Source organism: Pedococcus sp. P2_E4, assembly GCF_056403935.1.
Genome location: NZ_JBFUEO010000001.1, coordinates 17,121 through 37,667 on the forward strand (window position 1 = coordinate 17,121; position 20,547 = coordinate 37,667).

Here is a 20,547-nt window from a genome sequence, read left to right on the forward strand (position 1 = left end):
GCCCCGCTCCGATCGCCGCCCCATAGGGTGCCGACATGGACGCTGACGTCATCGTGGTCGGGGCCGGACTGGCCGGACTGGTCGCCACCGCCGAGCTCGCCGATGCGGGCCGCCGCGTGCTCGTGGTCGACCAGGAGAACGCTGCCAACCTGGGTGGCCAAGCGCACTGGTCCTTCGGGGGTCTGCTGTTCGCCGACAGCCCGGAACAGCGACGGATGGGCATCAAGGACAGTGCCGACCTGCTGTGGCAGGACTGGCAGGGCACGGCCGGCTTCGACCGGCTCGAGGACGAGGACCGGTGGGGCATCCAGTGGGCGCGCGCCTACGTCGACTTCGCCGCGGGCGAGAAGCGCGCCTGGCTGCACGAGCAGGGGATGCGGTGGTTCCCGGTCGTCGGCTGGGCCGAGCGCGGTGACGGGTCGGCCTCCGGGCACGGCAACTCGGTGCCGCGCTTCCATGTCACGTGGGGCACCGGACCGGGGGTCCTCGAGCCGTTCCTGCGCCGGGTCGCCGAGCACGTCAGGACCGGACGCGTCGAGCTCCGGCACCGGCACCGGGTCGACGAGCTGGTGACCTCTGGTGGCGCCGTCACCGGCGTCCGCGGCACTGTCCTGGCTCCCGACGACGTCGAGCGTGGCCGCCCCTCCCGGCGGGACGAGGCGGGGGAGTTCGAGCTGTCGGCCCAGGCAGTCGTCGTGACCAGCGGAGGAATCGGAGCCAACCACGACCTCGTCCGCGAGAACTGGCCCGACCGGCTCGGGAAGGCGCCGCAGCACATGCTCACCGGCGTCCCGGCATACGTCGACGGTCGCATGCTCGCGATCACGGAAGCCGCGGGTGGGCGCATCGTCAACCGCGACCGGATGTGGCACTACGTCGAGGGCATCGAGAACTGGGACCCCATCTGGCCCGACCACGCCATCCGCATCCTCCCGGGTCCGAGCTCGCTGTGGTTCGACGGCAACGGCAACCGGCTGCCCGCGCCGTTGTTCCCCGGATTCGACACCCTGGGCACCCTCGCCCACCTGCGCAGGACGGGGCACGACCACAGCTGGTTCGTCCTCACGAGCAAGATCATCGGCAAGGAGTTCGCGCTCTCGGGGTCGGAGCAGAACCCCGACCTGACCGGCAAGTCGGTCAAGGACGTCATCGGCCGCGCCAGGGCCGACATGCCCGCACCGGTGCGGGCCTTCGTCGACAAGGGCGCCGACTTCGTGTCGGCCGGCACCCTGCGCGAGCTCGTCGACAAGATGAACGCCCTCACGCCCGACGCGCCGCTGGACTACGCGCACCTGGAGCGCCAGGTCGTCGAGCGCGACCGCCAGCTCGACAACGCGTTCTGCAAGGACGCCCAGGTGACCGCCTTGCGCGGGGCCCGCAACTACCGCGGCGACAAGCTGATCCGCACGGCCAGCCCGCACAAGATCCTCAACCCGGAGGCCGGTCCGCTCATCGCCGTGCGGCTCAACATCCTCACGCGCAAGACCCTGGGCGGCCTCGAGACCGACCTCTCGTCGCGCGTCCTGTCCGCGTCGGGTGATCCGGTGCCCGGCCTGTATGCCGCGGGTGAGGTCGCCGGGTTCGGCGGCGGTGGGGTGCACGGGTACCGGGCGCTCGAGGGGACCTTCCTCGGTGGGTGCATCTTCGGTGGCCGCACGGCGGGGCGCGCGGCTGCGGCCGCTGTCGGCTGAGGCGGCTGAGGGATCGGCCTCCGTGCGCTGAGGGCCACTGCGCACGGGACGCTGCCCGCGGCAGCGGCCCCGCGGGCTCGCAGGTCATCCCGCGCGTGACCCCGGGGGGCCTCCTCTCGTTGAGTGACCAGAGCCCACCCAGGAGGACCCATGCGCCGCACCGCACCCCTCGTCCCTGCACGCCTCGCCGCAGCCCTTGCCGTCGCCCTGACCGCGAGCCTGCTCGGCGCCGGTGGTGCCCAGGCCCACGGCGACCGCAAGGACGACGCCCATCGAGCCGCGGAGAAGCGGGCCGCCGCCTCGAGCGCGGGCACGTCCGTGCCGCTCGTCAACAGCCCGAACACCCGGCTGGCTGCGAACTTCCCCGAGACGGCAGGCATCTCGGGGTGCTTCCTCAAGACGGCACCGTTGTTCGTGATGTCCTCGCTGGACTCGCTGAGCGTCTTCGACGTGAGCGACCCCGTGGCGCCCAAGCTCGTGGGCACCATCCCCAACCTCGTGTTCGAGAACGAGGCGATCAACTGTGGCGAGCGCAGGACCAAGACCGGCACGAAGCGGTTCGCCCTCATCGGGGTCGACACGTATGACGTGTCCGCCGACATCCAGCACACCGCGTCCGCGCTGGGTGGCAAAGAGCTCATCGTCGTCGACGTGACGGACCCGACGAAGCCGCGGCTCCAGTCCAGCGCCACCGCGTCGACCAGCACCCACACGGTGGCGTGCGTCGACGACCGTGACTGCCGGTTCGCCTACTCCGCCGGGGGGCGCACGAACTTCTCGCTGATGGACCTCGACAACCTGGACGCGCCCCATGAGGTCGACGCCGACCCGGCCGTCGCCGGGGTCCAGCCGTTCGCGTCACCCTCGGGCGGGCACAAGTGGAACTTCGACAAGGCGGGCTTCGGCACGCACACCGGCTACAACGGCTCCTCGGTCTTCGACGTGCGCGACCCGCTGCACCCTCGCCTGGTCACGACGACCGGTCTGGCCGGCCGCGGCTTCGAGCCGGACGGTGTGACGAGGAACGGCTACAACGACTTCATCCACCACAACTCGTTCCGGCCGAACGCCGAGGCCTTCGTCCCGGACGCGGAGCCCAGCCTGGCCAACGGCAACGTCCTGCTCGTGACCGAGGAGGACTACGAGCAGGTCGACTGCTCGAAGGCCGGCTCGTTCCAGACCTGGTGGGTCAAGCGGCTGGACGGCACCCCTGACGCGATCGTGCCGCTCGACAAGGTGGAGGTGGCCGACCTGGGCTCCTTCCCGCTCCCCGTCGGTGGGTTCTGCTCCGCGCACTGGTTCGACTTCCACCCGTCCGGAATCGTGACCGTCGGGTTCTACGGCGGCGGCACCCAGCTCGTCGACGTCCGGAACCCCCGGCACATCACGCCATACGGTCACGCGGTCTGGGGCGCCTCGGAGGTGTGGGACTCGTACTGGGTGCCCGACTACAACCACCAGGACGTCAGGACCGACCGCAAGACGAACATCGCGTACTCGGTCGACCTGGTCCGGGGCCTGGACGTCTACACGGTCGACCTCCCCGGCCAGGCGGCGACGCCGACGACCCAGTCGTTGCCGCGGGGGCTGATGCCCTGACCGCCTGGGTCAGGGCAGCCGGTCGCGCACGATCGTGTCGAGCACGCCCAGCGGCAGGCTGCCCCCGTCGAGGACGGCGTCGTGGAAGGCCTTGATGTCGAACGCGTCGCCCTGGCGCTCCTCGGCCTCGCGGCGGATCCTCAGGAGCTCGAGCCGCCCGATCATGTAGCCGCACGCCTGACCCGGCAGCACGGCATACCGGTTGACCTCGCTGGTGACGTTGGCCCTGGACATCGGTGAGTTGGCCACCATGTAGTCGATGGCTTGCTGGCGGCTCCAGCCGAGGGCGTGCAGACCGGTGTCGACGACGAGGCGACAGGCCCGCACGGAGTCCATCGTCAGCATGCCGAGGCGGGTCAGCGGGGTGGAGTAGAGGCCCATCTCGTCGGCCAGTCGCTCGGTGTAGAGCCCCCAGCCCTCGGCGTAGGCGTTGAAGGTCGTGTGGCGGCGCAGGGCGGGCAGGTCGGTGAGCTCGGCCGCGATCGCCAGCTGGAGGTGGTGGCCCGGGATGCCCTCGTGGTAGGCCAGGGCCTCGATCTCGACGCGGCCCCACGCCGTCGGGTCGGACGTGTTGACGTAGAACACGCCACCGCGCGAACCGTCGTCGGACGGCGGGTAGTAGAAGCCCAGGGCGCCGTGGCTCGTCGTCCTGATCTCGCACTCGGCCGCGGGGAGGCGGTTGAACCACGACGGCATCTCGGCGCGCGCCCGCGCGAAGGCCGTCTCGCACTCGGCCAGGATCTCGGAGGCGTCATGGTGACGCAGCTCGGGGTCGGTGCGCAGCCGCTCGTAGATCGCGGGGACGTCGGACGTGCCCAGCACCTCGCCGCCGAGCGTGGAGTACTCCTGCTCGAGGGAGGCGACCTGCTGCAGCCCGAGGTCGTGGATCTGCTGGGCGGTCAGCGTGGTCGTGGTGCTGGCGGCCAGCGAGCGCGCGTAGGTCTGCTCGCCGTCGGGGAGCCAGACCAGCCCGCAGTGCTCGTCGGGGCGGGTGTGCGGGGCGACCTCGGTGGCGAGGACGTCGCGGTAGACCTGCAGGCCGGGGCGCACCGACTCCTCGATCGCTGCGACCAGCCGCCCTCGCCACGCGTCGACGTCGAGACCGGAGGGCGGCGTGGAGGTCTGGAGCAACGGGTCGTCGGCGAGGGGGGTGGCCAGCCACGCGTCCAGCTGAGGGACCGTCTCTGCCACCGCGAAGGCGGCCGGGGTGCGGCCCGAGGCGACGCCCTCGCGGTGTCGCTCGGCGCTGTCCCGGAGGTACTGGCCCATCGCCCGGAACTTGGCGACCATGGCCTCGGCGACGTCGACCGTGGGCAGCGCGAGGTTGGCCACGGTGAGCGGCAGGTCGACCTGCGGGCCGAACACGGGGTTGACGGCGAACTCCGCGGTGCGACCCTCGGCGACGTCGGCCGAGCTGGTTGCCTGGAACGCCACGACGTCACGCGTCGCGCGGTCCTGCAGGCTCAGCCCGTCGTCGGGGATGGCAGCGGCGCGAGCCGCGAACTCGCGCGACCGGGCGATGTCGGCGTCCTCGGCGTCCCGGCTGGCGTCCTCGAACCGGTCGGCGAACCGGTAGTCACCGAGCAGGTGCGCCCAGCTCGGGCTCACCGACATCGTGTAGTCGTGGTAGTCGTCGGCCAGCTGGCGCACATCCGTCGTCATGACCCGAACGTAGCGTGGACACCCGACACGGCGGGCCCGGGTCGGGGTGTTCGGCGGCCGACCCGGCAGACTCGGATCTCGTGACCACCGAACGGCCCGGCGACGACGTCGACGACAGTGTCCTTGCGGGCAGGCTGCGCGACGACGCCGACTTCCGGCGCTACTGGCTGGCCCGGATGGTCTCGGTCTCCGGGTCGCTCGCCACGGCGGTCGCGATGCCCGTCCTCGTCTACCGGTTGAGCCACTCGCCGTCCCTCACGGCCCTGACCACGGTGCTCGAGGCCCTCCCGTACGTGCTGGTGGGTCTGTTCGCCGGCGCCCTCGGGGACCGCTGGGACCGCAAGCGGGTGATGGTCACGGCCGACCTGGCGTGCGCCGTGGTCATCGCGTCGGTCCCGGTGGCCTGGTGGCTCGGCGTGCTGACGGTGGCACAGGTCCTGGTGGTCGGGTTCGTGGCGCAGGCGTTGTTCACGTTCTTCGACGGAGCCAACTTCGGTGCGTTGCCCGTGCTGGTGGGCAGGAACCGCGTGGGCGAGGCGAACGCGGCGATCTGGGGCTTCGGGGGCGTGCTCGACCTCCTCGTCCCGGCGAGCGTGGGCCTGCTGCTGGCCGTGATGCACCCCGCCGACCTGCTGGTCGTCGACGCCCTGACCTTCGCGGTGTCCGCGCTGCTCGTGCGGGGGATCGGCCGCGCCCTGTCGAGGACGCGGGAGGGCCGGGCGCCGCTGAGCGCAGCGGCGATGGGGGCCGACGTGCGCGAGGGTGTGCGCTTCCTCTGGCGCCATGCCGGGGTGCGGTCCAACTCGCTCATCGGGATGATCCAGTCCGTCTCCGGTGCCGGGTTCATGGCGCTGCTGGTGCCCTGGTCGGACCGCACGCTCGGCATCGGCACCTCGGGCTGGCGCTTCGGCCTCGTCTACTCCGTGTGGGGGCTGGGCGGCATCCTCGCGGCTGCGCTCACGCCCCGGATGCTGCGCCGGGCCAGTGCCGCCCGCCTGACATTGACGTGGATCCCGGTGTCGGCGCTGGCTGGGCTGGCGGTCGCGACCGCGACGCACTGGGCCGTCGTCACGGTCCTCATGGTCGTGTGGGGCGTGGCCTACCAGGTGGTGATCATCAACTCGCTCAACTATCGACAGCAGGTGACTCCCGAACACCTCCTCTCCCGCGTCAACACAGCCGGCCGGATGCTGTCGTGGGGCGTCGGCTGGACCCTCGGCGCAGTGGTTGCCGGCGCGCTCGCGGGCCCGCTGGGGGTGCGGGGCGCGATGGTGGCCGTGGTCGCGATCGGGCTGGTCGGCGCGGTGTTCGCGTGGACCTCGCCGCTGCGCCAGATCGCCGTCGCCGCGGCAGCCGAGGCCGCCCCGCGGGCAGCCACCGACGGTGCCGCGCCGCCCACCGGCTAGGGGAGGGCGGCGACGACGTCGACCTCCACGAGGAAGTCGCCGAGGAACGACCCGACGGTCGTGCGGGCCGGATAGGGCTGGTCGACGATGCGCTCGTAGGCCGCGTTGAAGCCGTCGAAGTCCCTCCCGGGGTGGTGCAGGTGGACCGTCGCCTTGACCACGTGCGTGAAGTCCAGGCCGTGGGCCGCGAGGACGGCGGCGACGTTGGTCAGGGCCTGGACGGTCTGCTCCTCGATCCCGTGGCCGACGACCTGGCCGCTGGCGGGGTCGTGGGGGGTCTGGCCCGCAGTGAAGAGGAACCCGTTCGCGACGATCGCGTGCGAGTAGGGACCGGCCGGGGCCGGGGCGTCAGGGGTCGTGACCTGGGTGCGGGACATGCAGTGAGCTCCGTTCTGAGGGGCGGCAGGGCCGCGGTTGGTATGGGGTGTGCAGGGGTCGGTACGGCGTGGGTGCCGAAGGTGGGGCAGAGCCGCGCGACGGCGGGGACGGCGGGGACGGCGGGGACGGCGGGACTAGAGGACCTTCGAGAGGAAGGCTCGGGTGCGGTCGTGCCGGGGGGACCCGAGGACGACCTCGGGCGGTCCGCTCTCGACGACGACGCCCTGGTCCATGAACACCACCTGGTCGCCGACCTGCCGGGCGAAGCCGAGCTCGTGCGTCACGACGACCATGGTCATCCCGGCCTCCGCCAGAGACCTCATGACGTCGAGCACCTCGCCGACCAGCTCGGGGTCGAGGGCCGAGGTGGGCTCGTCGAAGAGCATCAGCTTCGGCTTCATGGCCAGGGCGCGGGCGATGGCGACCCGCTGCTGCTGGCCACCGGAGAGCTGCTGCGGATAGGCGTCGCCGCGATGCCGCAGACCGACGCGCGCGAGCAGCTCCAGGGCCTCGACGGTGACCTCGTCCCTGGGCCGGCCCAGGACGTGCACGGGGGCGGCCACGATGTTCTCCACGGCGGTCAGGTGGGGGAAGAGGTTGAACCGCTGGAAGACCATGCCGGCGTCCAGTCGTGCTCGTGCGGTCTGGCGCTCCTTCACCTCGTGCAGGCGCCCGTCCCGCTCGGTGTAGCCCACCAGCCGCCCGTCGACGGACAGCCGACCGGCGTCGACCTTCTCGAGGTGGTTGATGCACCGCAGGAAGGTCGTCTTGCCCGAGCCGGAGGGCCCGATGAGGCAGGTCACCGAGCCACGTCCGACGGTGAGGTCGACTCCCTTGAGGATCTGCGTCCCGCCGAAGGCCTTGCGGACCCCGACCGCCTCCACCATGGGGGTGCTCATCGTGAGAGCCCCTTCCGCGCGCGGGGACCGCGGGAGGACGAGGCATCGAAGCCACGGCCGTAGCGACGCTCGAGCCTGGTCTGGACGAAGGTCAGCGCCGTCGTCATGACGAGGTACCAGAGGCTTGCCACGATGAGGAGCGCGATCGTCTGGTAGTTGCTGGAGTAGATGATCTGGGCCTGGTAGAGCAGGTCGGCGATGGCGAGGACGCTGACGAGCGACGTGCTCTTCAACATCGAGATGACCTGGTTACCCGTCGGCGGCAGGACGACGCGCATCGCCTGCGGCAGGATCACGCGTCGCATCAGCTGCCGACCGTTCATCCCGAGCGCGCGTCCCGCGTCGTGCTGGCCTGCGTCGACCGACTGGATCCCGCCGCGGATGATCTCGGCCATGTAGGCGGCCTCGTTGAGGGACAGGCCCAGGATGGCCGCCACCAGTGGGGTGACCAACGAGTTCGCGGAGGCGATGGCCCAGGAGGGACCGAACGGGATGCCGATCGAGATCGTCGGGTAGAGCGCGGCGATGTTGTACCAGAAGACCAGCTGGACGAGCAGCGGCGTCCCCCGGAAGAACCAGATGTAGCCGCGGCTCATCGTGCTCACGATGGGGTTGGCCGAGAGGCGCATGATGGCCAGCACGGTGCCGAGTGCGACCCCCGCAGTCTCCGCGACCACCGTGAGGATGACGGTGAGCGCCGCCCCGGCGAGGATCGGCTTCGCGAAGAGGTAGGCCAGGACGACGTCCCAGTGGTAGCCGGGGTTCCTGGCGACGTCCCAGGCCGCGAACGCGGCCAGCAGCAGCAGGAGTATGGCGATGGCTGTTCGCACCGGGTGCCGCAGCGGCACCACGGTGGGCGCGTCCTGCGCCGTGAGTGACCCGGCGTGGACGACGCCGCCGACGTGATCGTGCATGGGACTTCCTCCTACTGGGCGGCGTTGACGCGGGCGTCGGTGACGGCGCCGGACTCGAGCCCGTACGTGCCCAGGGCCTTCCGGTACGCCGGCGTCGTGATCAGGGACTTCAGGGCAGGTGCCACGGCCTGGACGAGTCCCGAGGACTTCGGCATCCCCACCCCGACCGGGGCGAACTCGTAGGTCGACGCCACCGCGATCGCCGGGTTCTGCTTGGCGGCATAGCTGAGGATCGGCGAGTCCGCGAGCACGGCATCCTGCCGGCCGCTCGTCAGGGCAGAGACGGCCTGCCGGGTGTCCTGGTACTGCCCGGTCGCGATCTTCGGTTGCCCGGCTGCCGAGCAGGCCTTGTCCAGGGTCGGCACGTCCACCGTGAGCTGGTACGAGCCGGTGAGCACCCCGACTCGCTTGCCGCACAACGAGTTCTGGTCGAGCTTGAGCGGGTTGCCCTTCGGCACGGCGACAGAGGTCCCGATCTGCAGGTAGTCGACGAAGTCGAGCACCTTCATCCGCTCGGCGGTGGGCGTCATCGAGGAGACGGTGAGGTCGTACCGCCCCGCCGCGATCCCGGGGATGATCTGGTCGAAGTTGACGACCTTGATGTCCACCGTGACGCCGAGGGCCTGCCCGATGAGGCGGGCCAGGTCCGGGTTGACCCCCGTCATCTCCTTCGTGCCCTCGCGGTAGAACTGGACCGGCGGCTCGTTGGTCGGGATCGCCACCCTGAGTGTCTTGCTCGCCTTGATGGGCGACGGCAGGAGCTGGGCGGCCGCGGTGTCGACGGGGACGGCCGGCGCACCGGTGGCAGGCTGCGCGTCCGCCGAGGCGTCACCCCCCGGCCCGCAGGCGGTGGTCAGCAGCAGCGCTGCCACGACCGCCGCGGTCGAGCAGGTCGACCTGAGGCGCCGGGGTGCGCCGGGCAGGGGCGACGTCTTCATGCAGTGCTCCTCTCGCCCGCGCGGGCCGTCCGGGCCCGTGGGCTCTCGACGAGTGGACGGTCCACTCGCCGCGCTGTGGGGATGGCGACCTCACTGCGGTGCCTGAGCAGCTCAGGTCCACGCTCGCGGAGCTCGTCGATCGTCGAGACGCCGAGCAGCGCCATCGTGCGGGTCATCTCCTCGCTGAAGAGGCGCAGGACATGGGCCACGCCTGCCTCCCCGGCCACGGAGAGCCCATAGAGGTACGGCCGGCCGATCGCGCACGCGGTGGCTCCCAGCGCGATGGCCTTGACGACGTCGGACCCGCGCCGGATGCCCCCGTCGACGATGAGCTCGATCCGGCCCGCGGTCGCCTGGACGATGTCCGGGAGGACGTCCAGGGGAGACGCCATGTGGTCGAGCTGACGGCCGCCGTGGTTGCTGACCTGGATCGCATCGATGCCGAGGTCGGCAGCCCTGACGGCGTCGGCCGGGTTGACGCACCCCTTGAGGACGATCGGGCCGGCCCAGCGGTCGCGGAGGTCGGCGATGTCCGTCCAGTCGGCGGGCTCGTAGGTGCCGGCGAGCAGGGTGCGCCACATCGCCGGCGAGCTGGCCAGCGGCCCCTCGGGGATCGTGGCGTCGAGGTTCGGGAAGGCGATCGCGTCCTGCGTCAGGAAACCCAGGCTCCACGCCGGGTGCAAGGCGCCCTCCACGATGGTCCGCGGCTTGATGGACGGGGGCGCGGTGAAACCGTTGCGGTGGTCGCGCTCGCGGTGCCCGATGGCGCGACAGTCGACATTGACGAGCAACGCCTCGTAGCCGGCCCGCGAGACGCGGTCCAGGACGGCCTGCAGCTCGACCTTGTCCGTCGTGGGCTCGAGGTTGAACCACCGGCGCAGGCGAGGGGTCGCTGCTGTGACCTCCTCCATGGCGGTCGTGCTGAGGTGTGCCAGGCCGTAGGGGATCCCCGCGCCCGCTGCCGCGCGGGCCGCGCCGATCTCGCCGTCGCGGTGGAAGAGCCGCGTGCCGCCTGTCGGGGACAGGGTCAGTGGCATCGCGACGGGGCCGCCGAGGAGCTGTGAACCCAGCGCGAGGTCGGCCACCGACCCCCAGCGGGGGAGGAACGTCCAGTCGTCGAAGGACGTGCGGTTGCGCCGGAGCGACACCTCGTCCTCAGCGCCACCCTCGAGGTAGTCGAAGACGCTCCGGGGCAGGCGCCTGTCGGCAGCGCGCCTCAGGTCGTCGACGCTGAAGTACTTGCGCGACAAGCGATCCGACGCCGACGTGGCGGGTCGCCGCACCGTGACCAGTGCCCTGACATCGCTGACTCTCACTGCTGTTCCCATCCTCGTCGATCGGAGATTGGCTCAGATCGTTGCCCAGATCGCCGGGCGAGGGCATGGAGGAAAGGCCAGAAGAACCGGCGGGCTCTGGTGGTAACGTCCAATCGTGGACGCGGCCACCGGCGGGCAGTGGGATCCAGAGGCGCAAGTCGCCCGGCTCGCGGACTTCATCGAGCTCACACACTCCGAGCTGGTGCATGCCAACCCGACCACGGCCAACCTCGAGCATCCCGTCTCCGACGTGCTCATGTACGACCCGCTGGACGACTGGACCAACATCGACGACCGGATCATCCTCGCGGTCGGCATCTCGGCCGGGACGCCGGACTTCGACCAGCTGCTCCACCGCGCCGCCAACAGCAGGGCTGCGGCCGTCATCGTGAAGGCGCACGGCGCTTCGGTCGAGCAGCTCCGTGCGGCAGGCGTCCACCACAGCCTCGCGCTGCTCATCGCGCCCGACTCGGCCGACTGGTCGCGCCTCGCGACGGTCGCGCGGGCGTCCGTCATGGGAGCGGCGGCCGACTCGGTCTCCGGCGCCCGGCTCGGTGACCTCTACGCCTTCGCGAACGCGATCGCATCGATGACGAACGCTGCCGCCAGCATCGTCGACCCCCGCGGGCAGATCGTCGGCTACTCCACTCTCCCCGGCCAGGAGATCGACGAGCTGCGCAGGGCGACCACCCTCGCGCTCCGGGAGACGACGCCGCCGGCGTTCGACGACGACTACAAGGTCGTCTACGCCTCACCCCGGGCGGTCCACATCCCCTTGGACGAAGGCGGTTCGGACCGGCTCGCGCTCGCGGTCCGGGCCGGTGGCGAGCTCCTGGGGTCCGTCTGGCTCATCGACCCCGGCGAGGAGCGTCGCGCTGCCGCGCTCGAGGCGCTCGACAGGATCGCTCCGCTCATCGGGCTGCACATGCTCCACGCGCGGTCGGCGTCGGACTTCGGAGAACGTCGCAACGGCGACCTCATACGGACCCTCATGGAGGATCCCGTCCACGCCTCCTTTGCCGCTGCCCAGCTGGGGCTCGACCCACGAGGCGGCCTCGCCGTCGCAGCCTTCGCGGTCGTCAGGCCCGAGTCGGCACGACTCGACCTGGCCCGCGAGGCACACCGCCTCCTGCACCTGGTGACCACCGTGTGCAACGTCTACGTCAGCCAGAGCGCCACGGCGCTCATCGAGTCCACCGTGTATGCCGTGCTGACCGGGTCGGGGGAGGGTGCCCGAGACAGGCACCGGCGCATCCTGCGCGAGGTGGAGTCCCACTCGCACACCATCAGCGAGTTCCCCATGGTGGCCGCGGTGGGGAGCGTCGCCGCGTCGGTCGACGCGCTCCCGAAGTCCAAGGACGAAGCGCTGAGCACCCTCTCCTACCTGTGGCGCCGGGCCTCCGGATCGTCCTCGGTCGCCCTCTTCGAGGACCACCGGATTCCCCTCAACCTGTTGCGGATCCAGCAGTTCATCGCCGACCACGAGCTGGGCGAGGGGGACGCCGTCACCGTCATCAGCGCGCACGACCTCAAGCACCAGACGGACTACCTCCAGACCTTGCGGGCGTACTCCTTGACCAACGGCAACATCTCCGAGATGGCGGCCTTGCTCCACGTCCACAAGAACACCGTTCGCTACCGCCTGACCCGACTGGTCGACGAGTTCCAGATCGCGATCGAGGACCCCCATGTCCGGCTGTGGCTCGCCCTGCGGGTCGCCGGCTCCGAGCTCGCGGACTCGGTCGACGCGACCACCTGAGACGCGGCCCCAGCTGGGCGGAATGCCCGGCGGTGTCCCGAATGACCCCGCGCCTCCTGTCAGTCCGGCCAATGGGCATCGGCGAAATCCGTACGACTGCCCAAGGAATGCGGTCTGGCGCGCTGGCACTCTCTTCCTGCGCCGATCGACGGCTGCAGGCAACAGGTGGCTCGGCCACGCAGGGCTGTTGACCAGTCACCGGCCGGAACGGGCCGACTCCGCACGGAGTCCCCCTGGCCGTGAAGTCACCTCACCGAGCACCTGGAGCCATACCGCCATGCCCACGTCTGTCCTCACACCTGTCGCTGCCCCCTCCCGCCCGCCTGCCCGACAACCCTTCCCGTCCGATGCGCCGCTGCTCGCCGCGGCCCGCCGGGGTGACGCCGACGCCGTCGCCGAGCTGTACTCCCGTCACCTCGCCGCGCTCACCAGGGTGGCTCGGCGCCACGCCTTCCCCGACTTCGCCGCGCAGGACCTCGTCTCGGAAGCCTTCGCCAGGCTGCTCCGAGCGCTGGCCAACGGTCACGGCCCCGACGACAACGCAATGGCCTACCTGGCTGTGAGCGTCCGCAACCTGTCGGCCGGGCACGCCCGCCGTGCGGGGCATCGTCACTCTCCCGCGGTCGCCCCGGACGAGGCGCTGCACGGGGTACCGGACGCCCGCCCCGGACTCGACCAGCAGCTCCTCACCGAGGAGGCGCGGCGCGATGTGCGCGCCGCCCTCGACACCCTGCAGCCCAGCTGGCGTGAGGCGATCCTGCTCATCTACGTGGAGGAGCTCAGCGTCTCCGAGGCCTCGCACCGGCTAGGCATCACTCCGGAGGCTTTCCGGGCGCTGTCCTACCGGGCCCGCCGTGCCCTGAAAGCGGCATACGTGGCAACGACCCAGCCCCAGCCCGACGTCCGCGCCGGGTGACCTAGAGGTACTGCCCCGTCGGCCCTGACTCGTCGTCACCGGCGATCGGGCCCGGGCCGCCCGGCATACCGGGGTGAGGTGTCTCGCCCCCGGCGGGGTGACCCGGGGGAAGCGCCCGGCGGATCTGCTGGAGCTGCTGCTGGGCCGCCATCTGCTGGGCGAAGAGCGCGGTCTGGATGCCGTGGAAGAGACCCTCGAGCCAACCCACCAGCTGTGCCTGGGCGATGCGCAGCTCGGCGTCGGTCGGCGCCACGTTCTCGTTGAAGGGCAACGCGATCCGCTCGAGCTCGTCGATCAGCTCGGGCGCGAGGCCGTCCTCGAGCTCCTTGATCGAACGACGGTGGATCTCGGCGAGCCGGGCGCGGCCGGCCTCGTCGAGGGGGGCGTTGCGGACCTCTTCGAGGAGCTGCTTGATCATCGACCCGATGCGCATCACCTTGGCAGGCTGCTCGACCAGGTCGGCGGGGTTCGTGGGGCCGTCCTCGTCGCGGGAGTGCGGCGCGACACCCATGCCGTCCTGGGTGACGACGACGACCCGCTGCTGCTCGGGCTGGTCGCCTCGGAACTCGTCCGGCGTCGAGGTGGCGTGCTGGTCAGGCTGCTGGGTCATGGCTCCCATCCTGCCCCACCCGGCCGTCGCAGCCTCGACACGGCCGCCCGTGGGGGTCACCGCTAGTCCGCCCGGCGTGTCATCGTCGGCGCCCGCCGGATGGCCGCTGCCGAGAGCAGGGCGGCGACCAGGGGGACCCCGAGGAGCAGCAGTGACAGGGGAAGCCACGGGATGATGGTGATCGGGTCGGGGGTGAGCTCGCGGCCGGTCTCCTGGTCGTAGGAGAACCCGGTGAGCGGGTAGGTCACGGCGATGCCGGGGGCGAGCCCGACGGCGATCCCCACGAGCACCCCGATGAACGCCACCGTGGCTGCCTGGGCGGCCGCGAGCCGTCGCCGGGTGCCCTTGGTCGCGCCCACGGCCGCGAGGGTGCCCATGTCGCTCTGCTGCTCGGCGAGGGCCAGCGCCGTCGAGATCAGCGTGACGATGAGCAGCAGCAACCCGAACGCCGCGAACATGATCTGCATGATGAGCTTGTCCTCGCGCTGGAAGCCGCGCTCGACGAACATGCCGCCGTCCTCGGTGAGCTGGTCACCCAGGGCCTGCTCGTCAGCCTCGCTGATCGGGCCGTCTGGGTTGCGCAGCAGCAGGCTGTAGTTCCCGACCTTCCAGCCCAGGCGCTGCGCCGTCTCCGGGGTGACCGCGGCGCCGAACTGCCCCGGCTGCAGCGGGAGCTTGCCGACCACTGCCGGGAGGGTGCGCAGCGTGGTGTCGGCAACCGACTGCACGGAGCCGTCGCTCTGCTTGAGTGTGGCGTTGCCCGAGGCGATGGTGACCTTGCCGCCGGCGATGAGTGACGCGTCCCGGACCATGATCCCGCCACCGGAGACCACTGCGGCGTCGGCGGCCTCGAGCGAGGCCATCCGCACGATGTCGGCCGCGGCCAGCACCGCGATCGAGGTCTGCCCGTTCGTGCCCACGATGGTGCACACCGGCCCCCGCGGGCCGAACTGGGTGTCCATGACGGCTCGCGCGACCGTGCAGCCGGGCTTGACCGCCGTGACGAACGGCGTGGGGTCGGTCGAGCTGGAGGGGTAGGCGACGGTGACCGACGCGAGTCGGCTGGTCACGAGGTCGGGGGTCAGTGACCGCACCAGCTCCTCGACCGGCTCCACGATCTGGGGCCCCGGGTCCTGCGACGTCGGTCCCTCGTAGACCCCGAAGGCCATGCCCTCGCCCGCCAGCTGCTGGGGGACGTACTCACGACGCTGCTGCTCGCTGTCGCTCGCCAGCCCGATGCTGAAGATGGTGAGGGCGATGGTGCCCGCCATGATCGCGGCCACTGTGGGGACCGACCGGGTGCGGTGCCGGGCCGCGTCGCGGGTCGCCATGCGTGCCGCGACCGGCAGCCGCGAGGCGAGGATGCCGGCGAGCACCAGGACGATCGGCACGAGCATCAGGGCCCCGAGGGTCAGCGCGACCGCCAGCACAGCGATGGCGAGCTCACGCTGGCGGGTCGCGACCGCGGCGACGAGTCCGACTCCACCACCCACGGCCAGCACGGCCCCGATGACAGGGATGACCCGGTTGACCCGGGGTGAGACGCTCTGCCCCTTCATCACGCCGACGATGTCGAGCCGCCGCAGCCGCAGGGCCGGGATCAGCGCAGCGACGAGAGCGCTCGTGACGGCCATGAGGATGACCGCGCCCAGGGCCCACCAGGGCACCTCGAAGTAGCGGAACGTCGTCCACGGGTGCCGCCAGGCGACGACCCCCATGGCGACCCGGACCCCCGCCACCGCGAGCGCGGCCGAGGCCACCGCGGCCAGCGCACCAAGCAGCAGCGCCTGGGCGAGCACCTTGCGCCGCAGCTGTCGGGTCTCGGCGCCGTTGCTGGCGGCCAGGGCCAGGGTGCGGCGCTGCCGGGAGGCGCTGACCGCGAAGGCCGGCGCCACGAGCAGCGTCGTGACCAGGAGGAGCATCACGCCGCCGATGGCGACGGTGGCCTGCAGGTCGCGCGACTGGTAGTCGTTCATCCGCTGCATGGTCGCGGGCAGCTCCGAGGCCGACGGTGGGTGGCGCAGCGCCTCGGCACTGGTGACCCGCAGCCCGTAGGTGTTCCACTGCTTCACCTCGGAGTACGGCACCCCGGTGTCGCGGAGCAGCAGGTAGTGCCAGTCCAACGTGGCTTCCTGGTCCAGAGGCCGCGATGACACCGCGTCCGGCTGGCCGCCCCAGCCGTTGAAGACGTTGGCGACCCCCACGACGGTCACCTCGACCGTCCGGCCCTGGTGGCGCAGCGTCACGGTGCCGTGGTCGGCCAGTCCCCGGCTGATGCCGTAGGGGGTGGCGACGACCTCGTGGTCGCCCGTGGGCCATCGCCCGGAGACCAGCTCGGCTTTGCTGCCGAGGTCCACGGGGCCAGCGTCAACCGTCGTGACCTGGAGCCCTCGGGAACGCTTGGCATCGAGCACGCGGCGCATGTACAGGTCCCCGACGGGAACAACCCTGCCACCCGTGATCCGTTGCAGCGCAGCGACGTTCGCTGCGGACCCGAGGCTCTGGTCACGGTCGAACCCGGGGATCGGCGTGGCCTTCGAGGGCTCGTGGTCCCCGTCGGTGGCCCAGCCCTCGTCAGGGTCGGCGGTCTGCCACGTGGCGTTCTCCTCAGGTCCCAGGATCATCGCCTGGGCACTGCCGAGCGAGGTGGGCAGGCGCTCCAGCGTCGAGACCCTCGAGCTCGTCGCGAACACGGTCGTCGCCACGAGGACGCCCACCGGGAGGGCGACCATGACGAGGACGAGGATGCTGCGTCCCTTGTAGCGCCAGGCATCCCGCTTCGCCATCCGCAGCGCGACGCGCCACGAGGCCTTCCACCGCGACCAGCGCGAGGCGCGGGGTTCGTCGGGGACCGGGCCGCCCGGCACACCGGCGGTGGTCTTCTCCTCGGTGAGGGTGCTCACGGCGGGCCTCAGACCGCGGGGTCGAGCAGCGACTCGGCCGTCTGGGCCGACCCGGTGCTGTCGACGACGACGCCGTCGCGCAGGAACACGACCCGGTCGGCCCACGCGGCGTGCCTGGCCTCGTGGGTCACGAGCAGCCCGGCCGCCCCGGCGTCACAGCGCTCGCGGAGCACCCGCAGCACGCCCTCGCCGGTGTGCGAGTCGAGTGCCCCGGTGGGTTCGTCGGCGAGCACCAGGCGGCGGTCGCCCACCAGGGCGCGGGCGATGGCGACGCGCTGCTGCTGACCGCCACTCATCTTGTCGGGGTAGCGGTCGGCGAGCTCCTGCACCCCCACGCGTGTCAACGCGTCGATGGCCTGGCGACGGGCCTTGCCGGTGCGCTGTCCGTCGAGCTCGAGTGGCAGGGCGACGTTCTCGACCGCGGTCAGCGACGGGATGAGGTTGAAGTCCTGGAACACGAACCCGACCCGGCGCCGACGCAGCCGGGCGAGCCCGTCGCCCTTGAGGGCGCCGATGCTCTGGCCCTCGATGAGGACCTGCCCGGTGGTGGGGGCGTCGAGCCCGCCCGCGAGGTTGAGGAGGGTGGACTTGCCGGAGCCGCTGGGTCCCATGACGGCCACGAGCTCGCCGGGGTGCACCTCGAGGGTGACTCCGGCGAGGGCCCGGACAGCGGTCCCGTCCGTGCCGTGGACGCGGGTGACGTTGTCGAGGCGCAGGATCGCGTCGGTGCTCATGTGGTGACCCCCGTGGTCGTCGTGGTGGCTGGTGTCTTGACGGCGGCCTGCCGGCGTGGCCGGTTCGCCTCGCGGACTAACCGCGCCTCGACGTGGTCGAGCCAGCGGACCTCGGCCTCGCCCGCGTAGATGAGGTTCTCGAGCACGAGCAGCCAGGCGAGGTCGACGTTGCCCCCGTCGTCGCCGGACTCGTGGTGCGCAGTGGCCCGCTGCTTGAGGCGGGTGAGGTCCTGCAGGTGGCGCAGGGTGGCGGTCCGCTGCGTCTGGACGACACGCGGGACGTCGACCCCCTCGACGGTGACGGCGAGCGCGAGCTTGATGACCAGCTCGTCGCGAGGGGTGGTCTCGCGGTTGACCGGGGAGAGCCACCACTGGGCGACCTCGGCCCGGCCGGTGCGCGTCAGGCGATAGCTGATCCGGCCCTCGTCGTCCTCGCCGACCGACTCGACGAGCCCGTCACGCTCGAGCCGGGCGAGCGTCGTGTAGACCTGCCCGACGTTGAGCGGCCACGTGCCCCCGGTGCGCGCCTCGAACTCGGCCCGCAGGCGCGCGCCGTACATCGGCTCGGTCGCCAGCAGGGCCAGCAGCCCCTGTCTCACCGACATCGCCGGCCACCCCCGTTCCCCGACCGCGCGTGCGGTCCGTGCGTCCCCTACATACCCGGTATAGACCCCGGTGGGAGATGTATACCGAGTATCACGGGGTTCGTCAAGGATCCCGGCGTGGTGGGACGTCCGACCGCCCCGGGGTCAGCGGGCGAGCAGCACAGCGACCAGGGCCAAGGTGGCCGGGAGCGTCTGGACGGCCAGGATCCTGCGGCTCGCGGTCGCCGCGCCATACACCCCTGCCACCATCACGCAGAGCAGGAAGAACACCTGGAAGCCGAACCGCAGGTGGTCAGGTCCGACGATCCCCCACACGAGGCCGGCAGCGAGGAACCCGTTGTAGAGGCCCTGGTTGGCAGCCAGCGCCTTGGTCTGCTCCGCGAACTCCGGCGTGAGGCCGAAGGCGGCCCGGCCGCGCGGGGTCGTCCAAAGGAACATCTCGAGCACGACGATGTAGACGTGGATGAGGGCGACGAGGGCAACCAGCACGGTGGCGAGGGCGGTCATGGGGCCAGCGTCCCAGAGCGGTGCCCCGGCCGCCCGGGTCTTTGAGGGATGTACGACGCCCTGGCGTGGCGGATCCGTCAAAGACTCGACAGTGCGAGGGTCAGGTGGTCAGCAGGATCTTGCCGATGTGCGCGCTGGACTCCAGCTCGCGGTGCGCGTCCGCGGCCTGCGCCAGCGGGTACCGCGAGTGCACGACCGGTCGGACCCGCCCGGCGGCCACGAGGGGCCACACGTGCTCGCGCACCGCGGCGACGATGGCGGCCTTCTCGCTGGCCGGGCGCGCCCGCAGCGAGGTGGCGATGACGGCTCCACGCTTGCGCAGCAGCTGCCCGAGGTCGAGCTCGGCCTTGACACCGCCCTGCAGCCCGATGACCACGAGGCGGCCGTTCGCGGCGAGGGCGGAGACGTTGCGGGCGAGGTACTTCGCCCCCATGTTGTCGAGGATGACGTCGGCGCCGGCGCCACCGGTGGCGGCCTCGAGCTCCGCGACGAAGTCCTGCTCGCGGTAGTTCACGAGGATCTCGGCCCCGAGCGAGCGGCAGACCTCGAGCTTGTCGGCCGACCCCGCGGTCACGGCGACCCGGGCCCCGACCTCACGGGCCAGCTGGATCGCCATGGTGCCGATGCCTGACGAGCCCCCGTGCACCAGGATCGTCTGTCCCGGCGAGAGGTTCGCGGTCATGAAGACGTTCGACCACACGGTGCTCACGACCTCGGGCAGCGCTGCCGCATCCACGAGCGAGACGCCGTCGGGCACGGGGAGCAGCTGCCCCGCGGCGACGCAGACGTACTCCGCGTAGCCGCCCCCCGACAGCAGGGCGCAGACCTCGTCGCCGACGGACCAGTCGCTGACCGACTCCCCGACGGCGTCGACGGTCCCGCTGACGTCCAGCCCCGGGTAGTCCGGGGCCCCGGGCGGTGGGGGGTAGTGGCCCATCCGCTGCATCACGTCGGCGCGGTTGACCCCCGCCGCGGCGACCTTGACCCGGACCTCGCCCGGACCCGGTTCGGGAGTCGGGACCTCGGCCTCGGCGAGGGCCGAGGCGTCACCGGGCTCGGGGATCGTGATCGCCTTCATGGTTCGAGCCTATGGCGGGCCCGGTCGAGGTCCGCAGGGGTGTCGACGTCCAGGGTCGCCGGCTCGGCGAGCGGGACGACGAGGGTGCGGATGCGGTCGAGCAGCGCCATCAGCGGGGCGCCTGCCGCGGGTTCCGGGACCGCTGCCCGCAGCGCCGCGGTCCGGTATGCCGCGAGCAGCGGTTGCAGGCGGCCGTCGCCGTCGCGCGCCACCACGCCCTCCAGGTCGGGTGCGGCGCGGAGCTCGTCGACGAGGCCGGGAGCCGGCCCCGCGGCATACGGCATGTCGCCGCCGAGGACGACGACGACGTCGGAGGACACGAGGGGGAGGGCTGCGGCCAGCGCCGCCACCGGACCACCGCCGGGTGGCTCCTCACGGCACCACGCCGCGGGGCGCGCGACCGGGCGCTGCTCGCCCACGCAGACGACCGTCCAGTCGCCCGGCAGGCCGCCGAGGACGCGGTCCAGGATCGGGACGCCGTCGAGCAGTGCCCGGGTCTTGTCACTCCCGAACCGCCGGCCCGCGCCACCGCACAGCACGACCGCCGTCGCGGGGCCGATGAGGGTGTCGTCCGAGGTCACCGGCCCATTGTGGGGGTGGAAGGGCCTGTTGTGGGGGGTTCCGGGAGGGTG

At 71.7% G+C, this 20,547-nt stretch carries 18 protein-coding genes; 5 read left to right on the forward strand and 13 right to left on the reverse strand.

Going from position 1 to position 20,547, the window contains the following annotated elements:
- Positions 1 to 35: 35 nt before the first annotated feature.
- Both AC1DV7_RS00085 and AC1DV7_RS00090 read left to right on the forward strand, forming a co-directional pair.
- Complete coding sequence (locus AC1DV7_RS00085) at positions 36 to 1,691, forward strand: FAD-binding dehydrogenase (protein ID WP_477593333.1); 1,656 nt, start codon at positions 36 to 38, stop codon at positions 1,689 to 1,691.
- A gap of 150 nt (positions 1,692 to 1,841) precedes the next feature.
- On the forward strand, positions 1,842 to 3,290 hold the full coding sequence (locus tag AC1DV7_RS00090; RefSeq protein WP_477593335.1) for an LVIVD repeat-containing protein: 1,449 nt from the start codon (positions 1,842 to 1,844) through the stop codon (positions 3,288 to 3,290).
- A gap of 9 nt (positions 3,291 to 3,299) precedes the next feature.
- On the opposite strand, the gene AC1DV7_RS00095 is transcribed toward AC1DV7_RS00090, so the two are convergent.
- On the reverse strand, positions 3,300 to 4,952 hold the full coding sequence (locus tag AC1DV7_RS00095) for a DUF885 domain-containing protein (protein WP_477593337.1): 1,653 nt from the start codon (positions 4,950 to 4,952) through the stop codon (positions 3,300 to 3,302).
- A gap of 80 nt (positions 4,953 to 5,032) precedes the next feature.
- Between AC1DV7_RS00095 and AC1DV7_RS00100 the strand changes: the two genes are divergently transcribed.
- Complete coding sequence (locus AC1DV7_RS00100) at positions 5,033 to 6,358, forward strand: MFS transporter (protein WP_477593339.1); 1,326 nt, start codon at positions 5,033 to 5,035, stop codon at positions 6,356 to 6,358.
- On the opposite strand, the gene AC1DV7_RS00105 is transcribed toward AC1DV7_RS00100, so the two are convergent.
- The 5 genes from AC1DV7_RS00105 to AC1DV7_RS00125 all read right to left on the reverse strand — a co-directional run bounded on the left by AC1DV7_RS00105 (position 6,355) and on the right by AC1DV7_RS00125 (position 10,803).
- On the reverse strand, positions 6,355 to 6,735 hold the full coding sequence (locus tag AC1DV7_RS00105; protein WP_477593341.1) for a RidA family protein: 381 nt from the start codon (positions 6,733 to 6,735) through the stop codon (positions 6,355 to 6,357). The two genes, AC1DV7_RS00100 and AC1DV7_RS00105, sit on opposite strands and share 4 nt — an antisense overlap.
- 135 nt (positions 6,736 to 6,870) lie before the next feature.
- Positions 6,871 to 7,635 carry an amino acid ABC transporter ATP-binding protein gene (locus AC1DV7_RS00110; protein WP_477593343.1) on the reverse strand — a complete coding sequence of 255 codons (765 nt, stop codon included), beginning with the start codon at positions 7,633 to 7,635 and terminating at the stop codon, positions 6,871 to 6,873.
- The gene (locus AC1DV7_RS00115) at positions 7,632 to 8,549 is read right to left on the reverse strand and encodes an amino acid ABC transporter permease (protein WP_477593345.1); all 918 of its coding nucleotides are present in this window, start codon (positions 8,547 to 8,549) and stop codon (positions 7,632 to 7,634) included. Before AC1DV7_RS00115 ends, AC1DV7_RS00110 begins: the two co-directional genes overlap by 4 nt.
- Positions 8,550 to 8,560: 11 nt before the next feature.
- Positions 8,561 to 9,487, reverse strand: coding sequence for an ABC transporter substrate-binding protein (locus tag AC1DV7_RS00120; protein WP_477593347.1), 927 nt, complete (start codon positions 9,485 to 9,487; stop codon positions 8,561 to 8,563).
- On the reverse strand, positions 9,484 to 10,803 hold the full coding sequence (locus tag AC1DV7_RS00125) for an alpha-hydroxy acid oxidase (protein WP_477593349.1): 1,320 nt from the start codon (positions 10,801 to 10,803) through the stop codon (positions 9,484 to 9,486). The genes AC1DV7_RS00120 and AC1DV7_RS00125 overlap by 4 nt, the downstream gene beginning before the upstream one ends.
- 115 nt (positions 10,804 to 10,918) lie before the next feature.
- On the opposite strand from AC1DV7_RS00125, the gene AC1DV7_RS00130 reads away from it, so the two are divergent.
- Positions 10,919 to 12,562 carry a PucR family transcriptional regulator gene (locus tag AC1DV7_RS00130; protein ID WP_477593351.1) on the forward strand — a complete coding sequence of 548 codons (1,644 nt, stop codon included), beginning with the start codon at positions 10,919 to 10,921 and terminating at the stop codon, positions 12,560 to 12,562.
- Positions 12,563 to 12,839: 277 nt separating this feature from the next.
- A complete protein-coding gene (locus tag AC1DV7_RS00135; RefSeq protein WP_477593353.1) occupies positions 12,840 to 13,478 on the forward strand; it encodes an RNA polymerase sigma factor in 639 nt (212 codons plus the stop codon).
- 1 nt (position 13,479) lies between these two features.
- Here the strand turns inward: AC1DV7_RS00135 and AC1DV7_RS00140 are convergent, their stop codons facing one another.
- The 7 genes from AC1DV7_RS00140 to mobA all read right to left on the reverse strand — a co-directional run bounded on the left by AC1DV7_RS00140 (position 13,480) and on the right by mobA (position 20,496).
- The gene (locus AC1DV7_RS00140; RefSeq protein WP_477593355.1) at positions 13,480 to 14,088 is read right to left on the reverse strand and encodes a bacterial proteasome activator family protein; all 609 of its coding nucleotides are present in this window, start codon (positions 14,086 to 14,088) and stop codon (positions 13,480 to 13,482) included.
- Between the two features lie 62 nt (positions 14,089 to 14,150).
- Complete coding sequence (locus tag AC1DV7_RS00145) at positions 14,151 to 16,991, reverse strand: FtsX-like permease family protein (protein ID WP_477593357.1); 2,841 nt, start codon at positions 16,989 to 16,991, stop codon at positions 14,151 to 14,153.
- A gap of 8 nt (positions 16,992 to 16,999) precedes the next feature.
- Entirely contained in the window at positions 17,000 to 17,725 is a 726-nt protein-coding gene (locus AC1DV7_RS00150) for an ABC transporter ATP-binding protein (protein ID WP_477593359.1), read from the reverse strand.
- The gene (locus tag AC1DV7_RS00155) at positions 17,722 to 18,330 is read right to left on the reverse strand and encodes a PadR family transcriptional regulator (RefSeq protein WP_477593361.1); all 609 of its coding nucleotides are present in this window, start codon (positions 18,328 to 18,330) and stop codon (positions 17,722 to 17,724) included. The genes AC1DV7_RS00150 and AC1DV7_RS00155 overlap by 4 nt, the downstream gene beginning before the upstream one ends.
- 144 nt (positions 18,331 to 18,474) lie before the next feature.
- Positions 18,475 to 18,837 carry a DUF1304 domain-containing protein gene (locus tag AC1DV7_RS00160; protein WP_477593363.1) on the reverse strand — a complete coding sequence of 121 codons (363 nt, stop codon included), beginning with the start codon at positions 18,835 to 18,837 and terminating at the stop codon, positions 18,475 to 18,477.
- Between the two features lie 100 nt (positions 18,838 to 18,937).
- On the reverse strand, positions 18,938 to 19,915 hold the full coding sequence (locus AC1DV7_RS00165; protein WP_477593365.1) for an NAD(P)H-quinone oxidoreductase: 978 nt from the start codon (positions 19,913 to 19,915) through the stop codon (positions 18,938 to 18,940).
- Positions 19,912 to 20,496, reverse strand: coding sequence for a molybdenum cofactor guanylyltransferase (gene mobA, locus AC1DV7_RS00170; RefSeq protein ID WP_477593367.1), 585 nt, complete (start codon positions 20,494 to 20,496; stop codon positions 19,912 to 19,914). Before mobA ends, AC1DV7_RS00165 begins: the two co-directional genes overlap by 4 nt.
- Between the last annotated feature and the right edge of the window lie 51 nt (positions 20,497 to 20,547).

What these genes read in the sequence shown, in the direction of transcription:
- AC1DV7_RS00105 (WP_477593341.1), bottom strand. Translation starts at nt 6,735, where the DNA reads ATGTCCCGCACCCAGGTCACGACCCCTGACGCCCCGGCCCCGGCCGGT.
- AC1DV7_RS00120 (WP_477593347.1), bottom strand. Translation starts at nt 9,487, where the DNA reads ATGAAGACGTCGCCCCTGCCCGGCGCACCCCGGCGCCTCAGGTCGACC.
- AC1DV7_RS00165 (WP_477593365.1), bottom strand. Translation starts at nt 19,915, where the DNA reads ATGAAGGCGATCACGATCCCCGAGCCCGGTGACGCCTCGGCCCTCGCC.
- AC1DV7_RS00115 (WP_477593345.1), bottom strand. Translation starts at nt 8,549, where the DNA reads ATGCACGATCACGTCGGCGGCGTCGTCCACGCCGGGTCACTCACGGCG.
- AC1DV7_RS00095 (WP_477593337.1), bottom strand. Translation starts at nt 4,952, where the DNA reads ATGACGACGGATGTGCGCCAGCTGGCCGACGACTACCACGACTACACG.
- AC1DV7_RS00110 (WP_477593343.1), bottom strand. Translation starts at nt 7,635, where the DNA reads ATGAGCACCCCCATGGTGGAGGCGGTCGGGGTCCGCAAGGCCTTCGGC.
- AC1DV7_RS00150 (WP_477593359.1), bottom strand. Translation starts at nt 17,725, where the DNA reads ATGAGCACCGACGCGATCCTGCGCCTCGACAACGTCACCCGCGTCCAC.
- AC1DV7_RS00085 (WP_477593333.1), top strand. Translation starts at nt 36, where the DNA reads ATGGACGCTGACGTCATCGTGGTCGGGGCCGGACTGGCCGGACTGGTC.
- AC1DV7_RS00135 (WP_477593353.1), top strand. Translation starts at nt 12,840, where the DNA reads ATGCCCACGTCTGTCCTCACACCTGTCGCTGCCCCCTCCCGCCCGCCT.
- AC1DV7_RS00160 (WP_477593363.1), bottom strand. Translation starts at nt 18,837, where the DNA reads ATGACCGCCCTCGCCACCGTGCTGGTTGCCCTCGTCGCCCTCATCCAC.
- AC1DV7_RS00140 (WP_477593355.1), bottom strand. Translation starts at nt 14,088, where the DNA reads ATGACCCAGCAGCCTGACCAGCACGCCACCTCGACGCCGGACGAGTTC.
- AC1DV7_RS00090 (WP_477593335.1), top strand. Translation starts at nt 1,842, where the DNA reads ATGCGCCGCACCGCACCCCTCGTCCCTGCACGCCTCGCCGCAGCCCTT.
- AC1DV7_RS00155 (WP_477593361.1), bottom strand. Translation starts at nt 18,330, where the DNA reads ATGTCGGTGAGACAGGGGCTGCTGGCCCTGCTGGCGACCGAGCCGATG.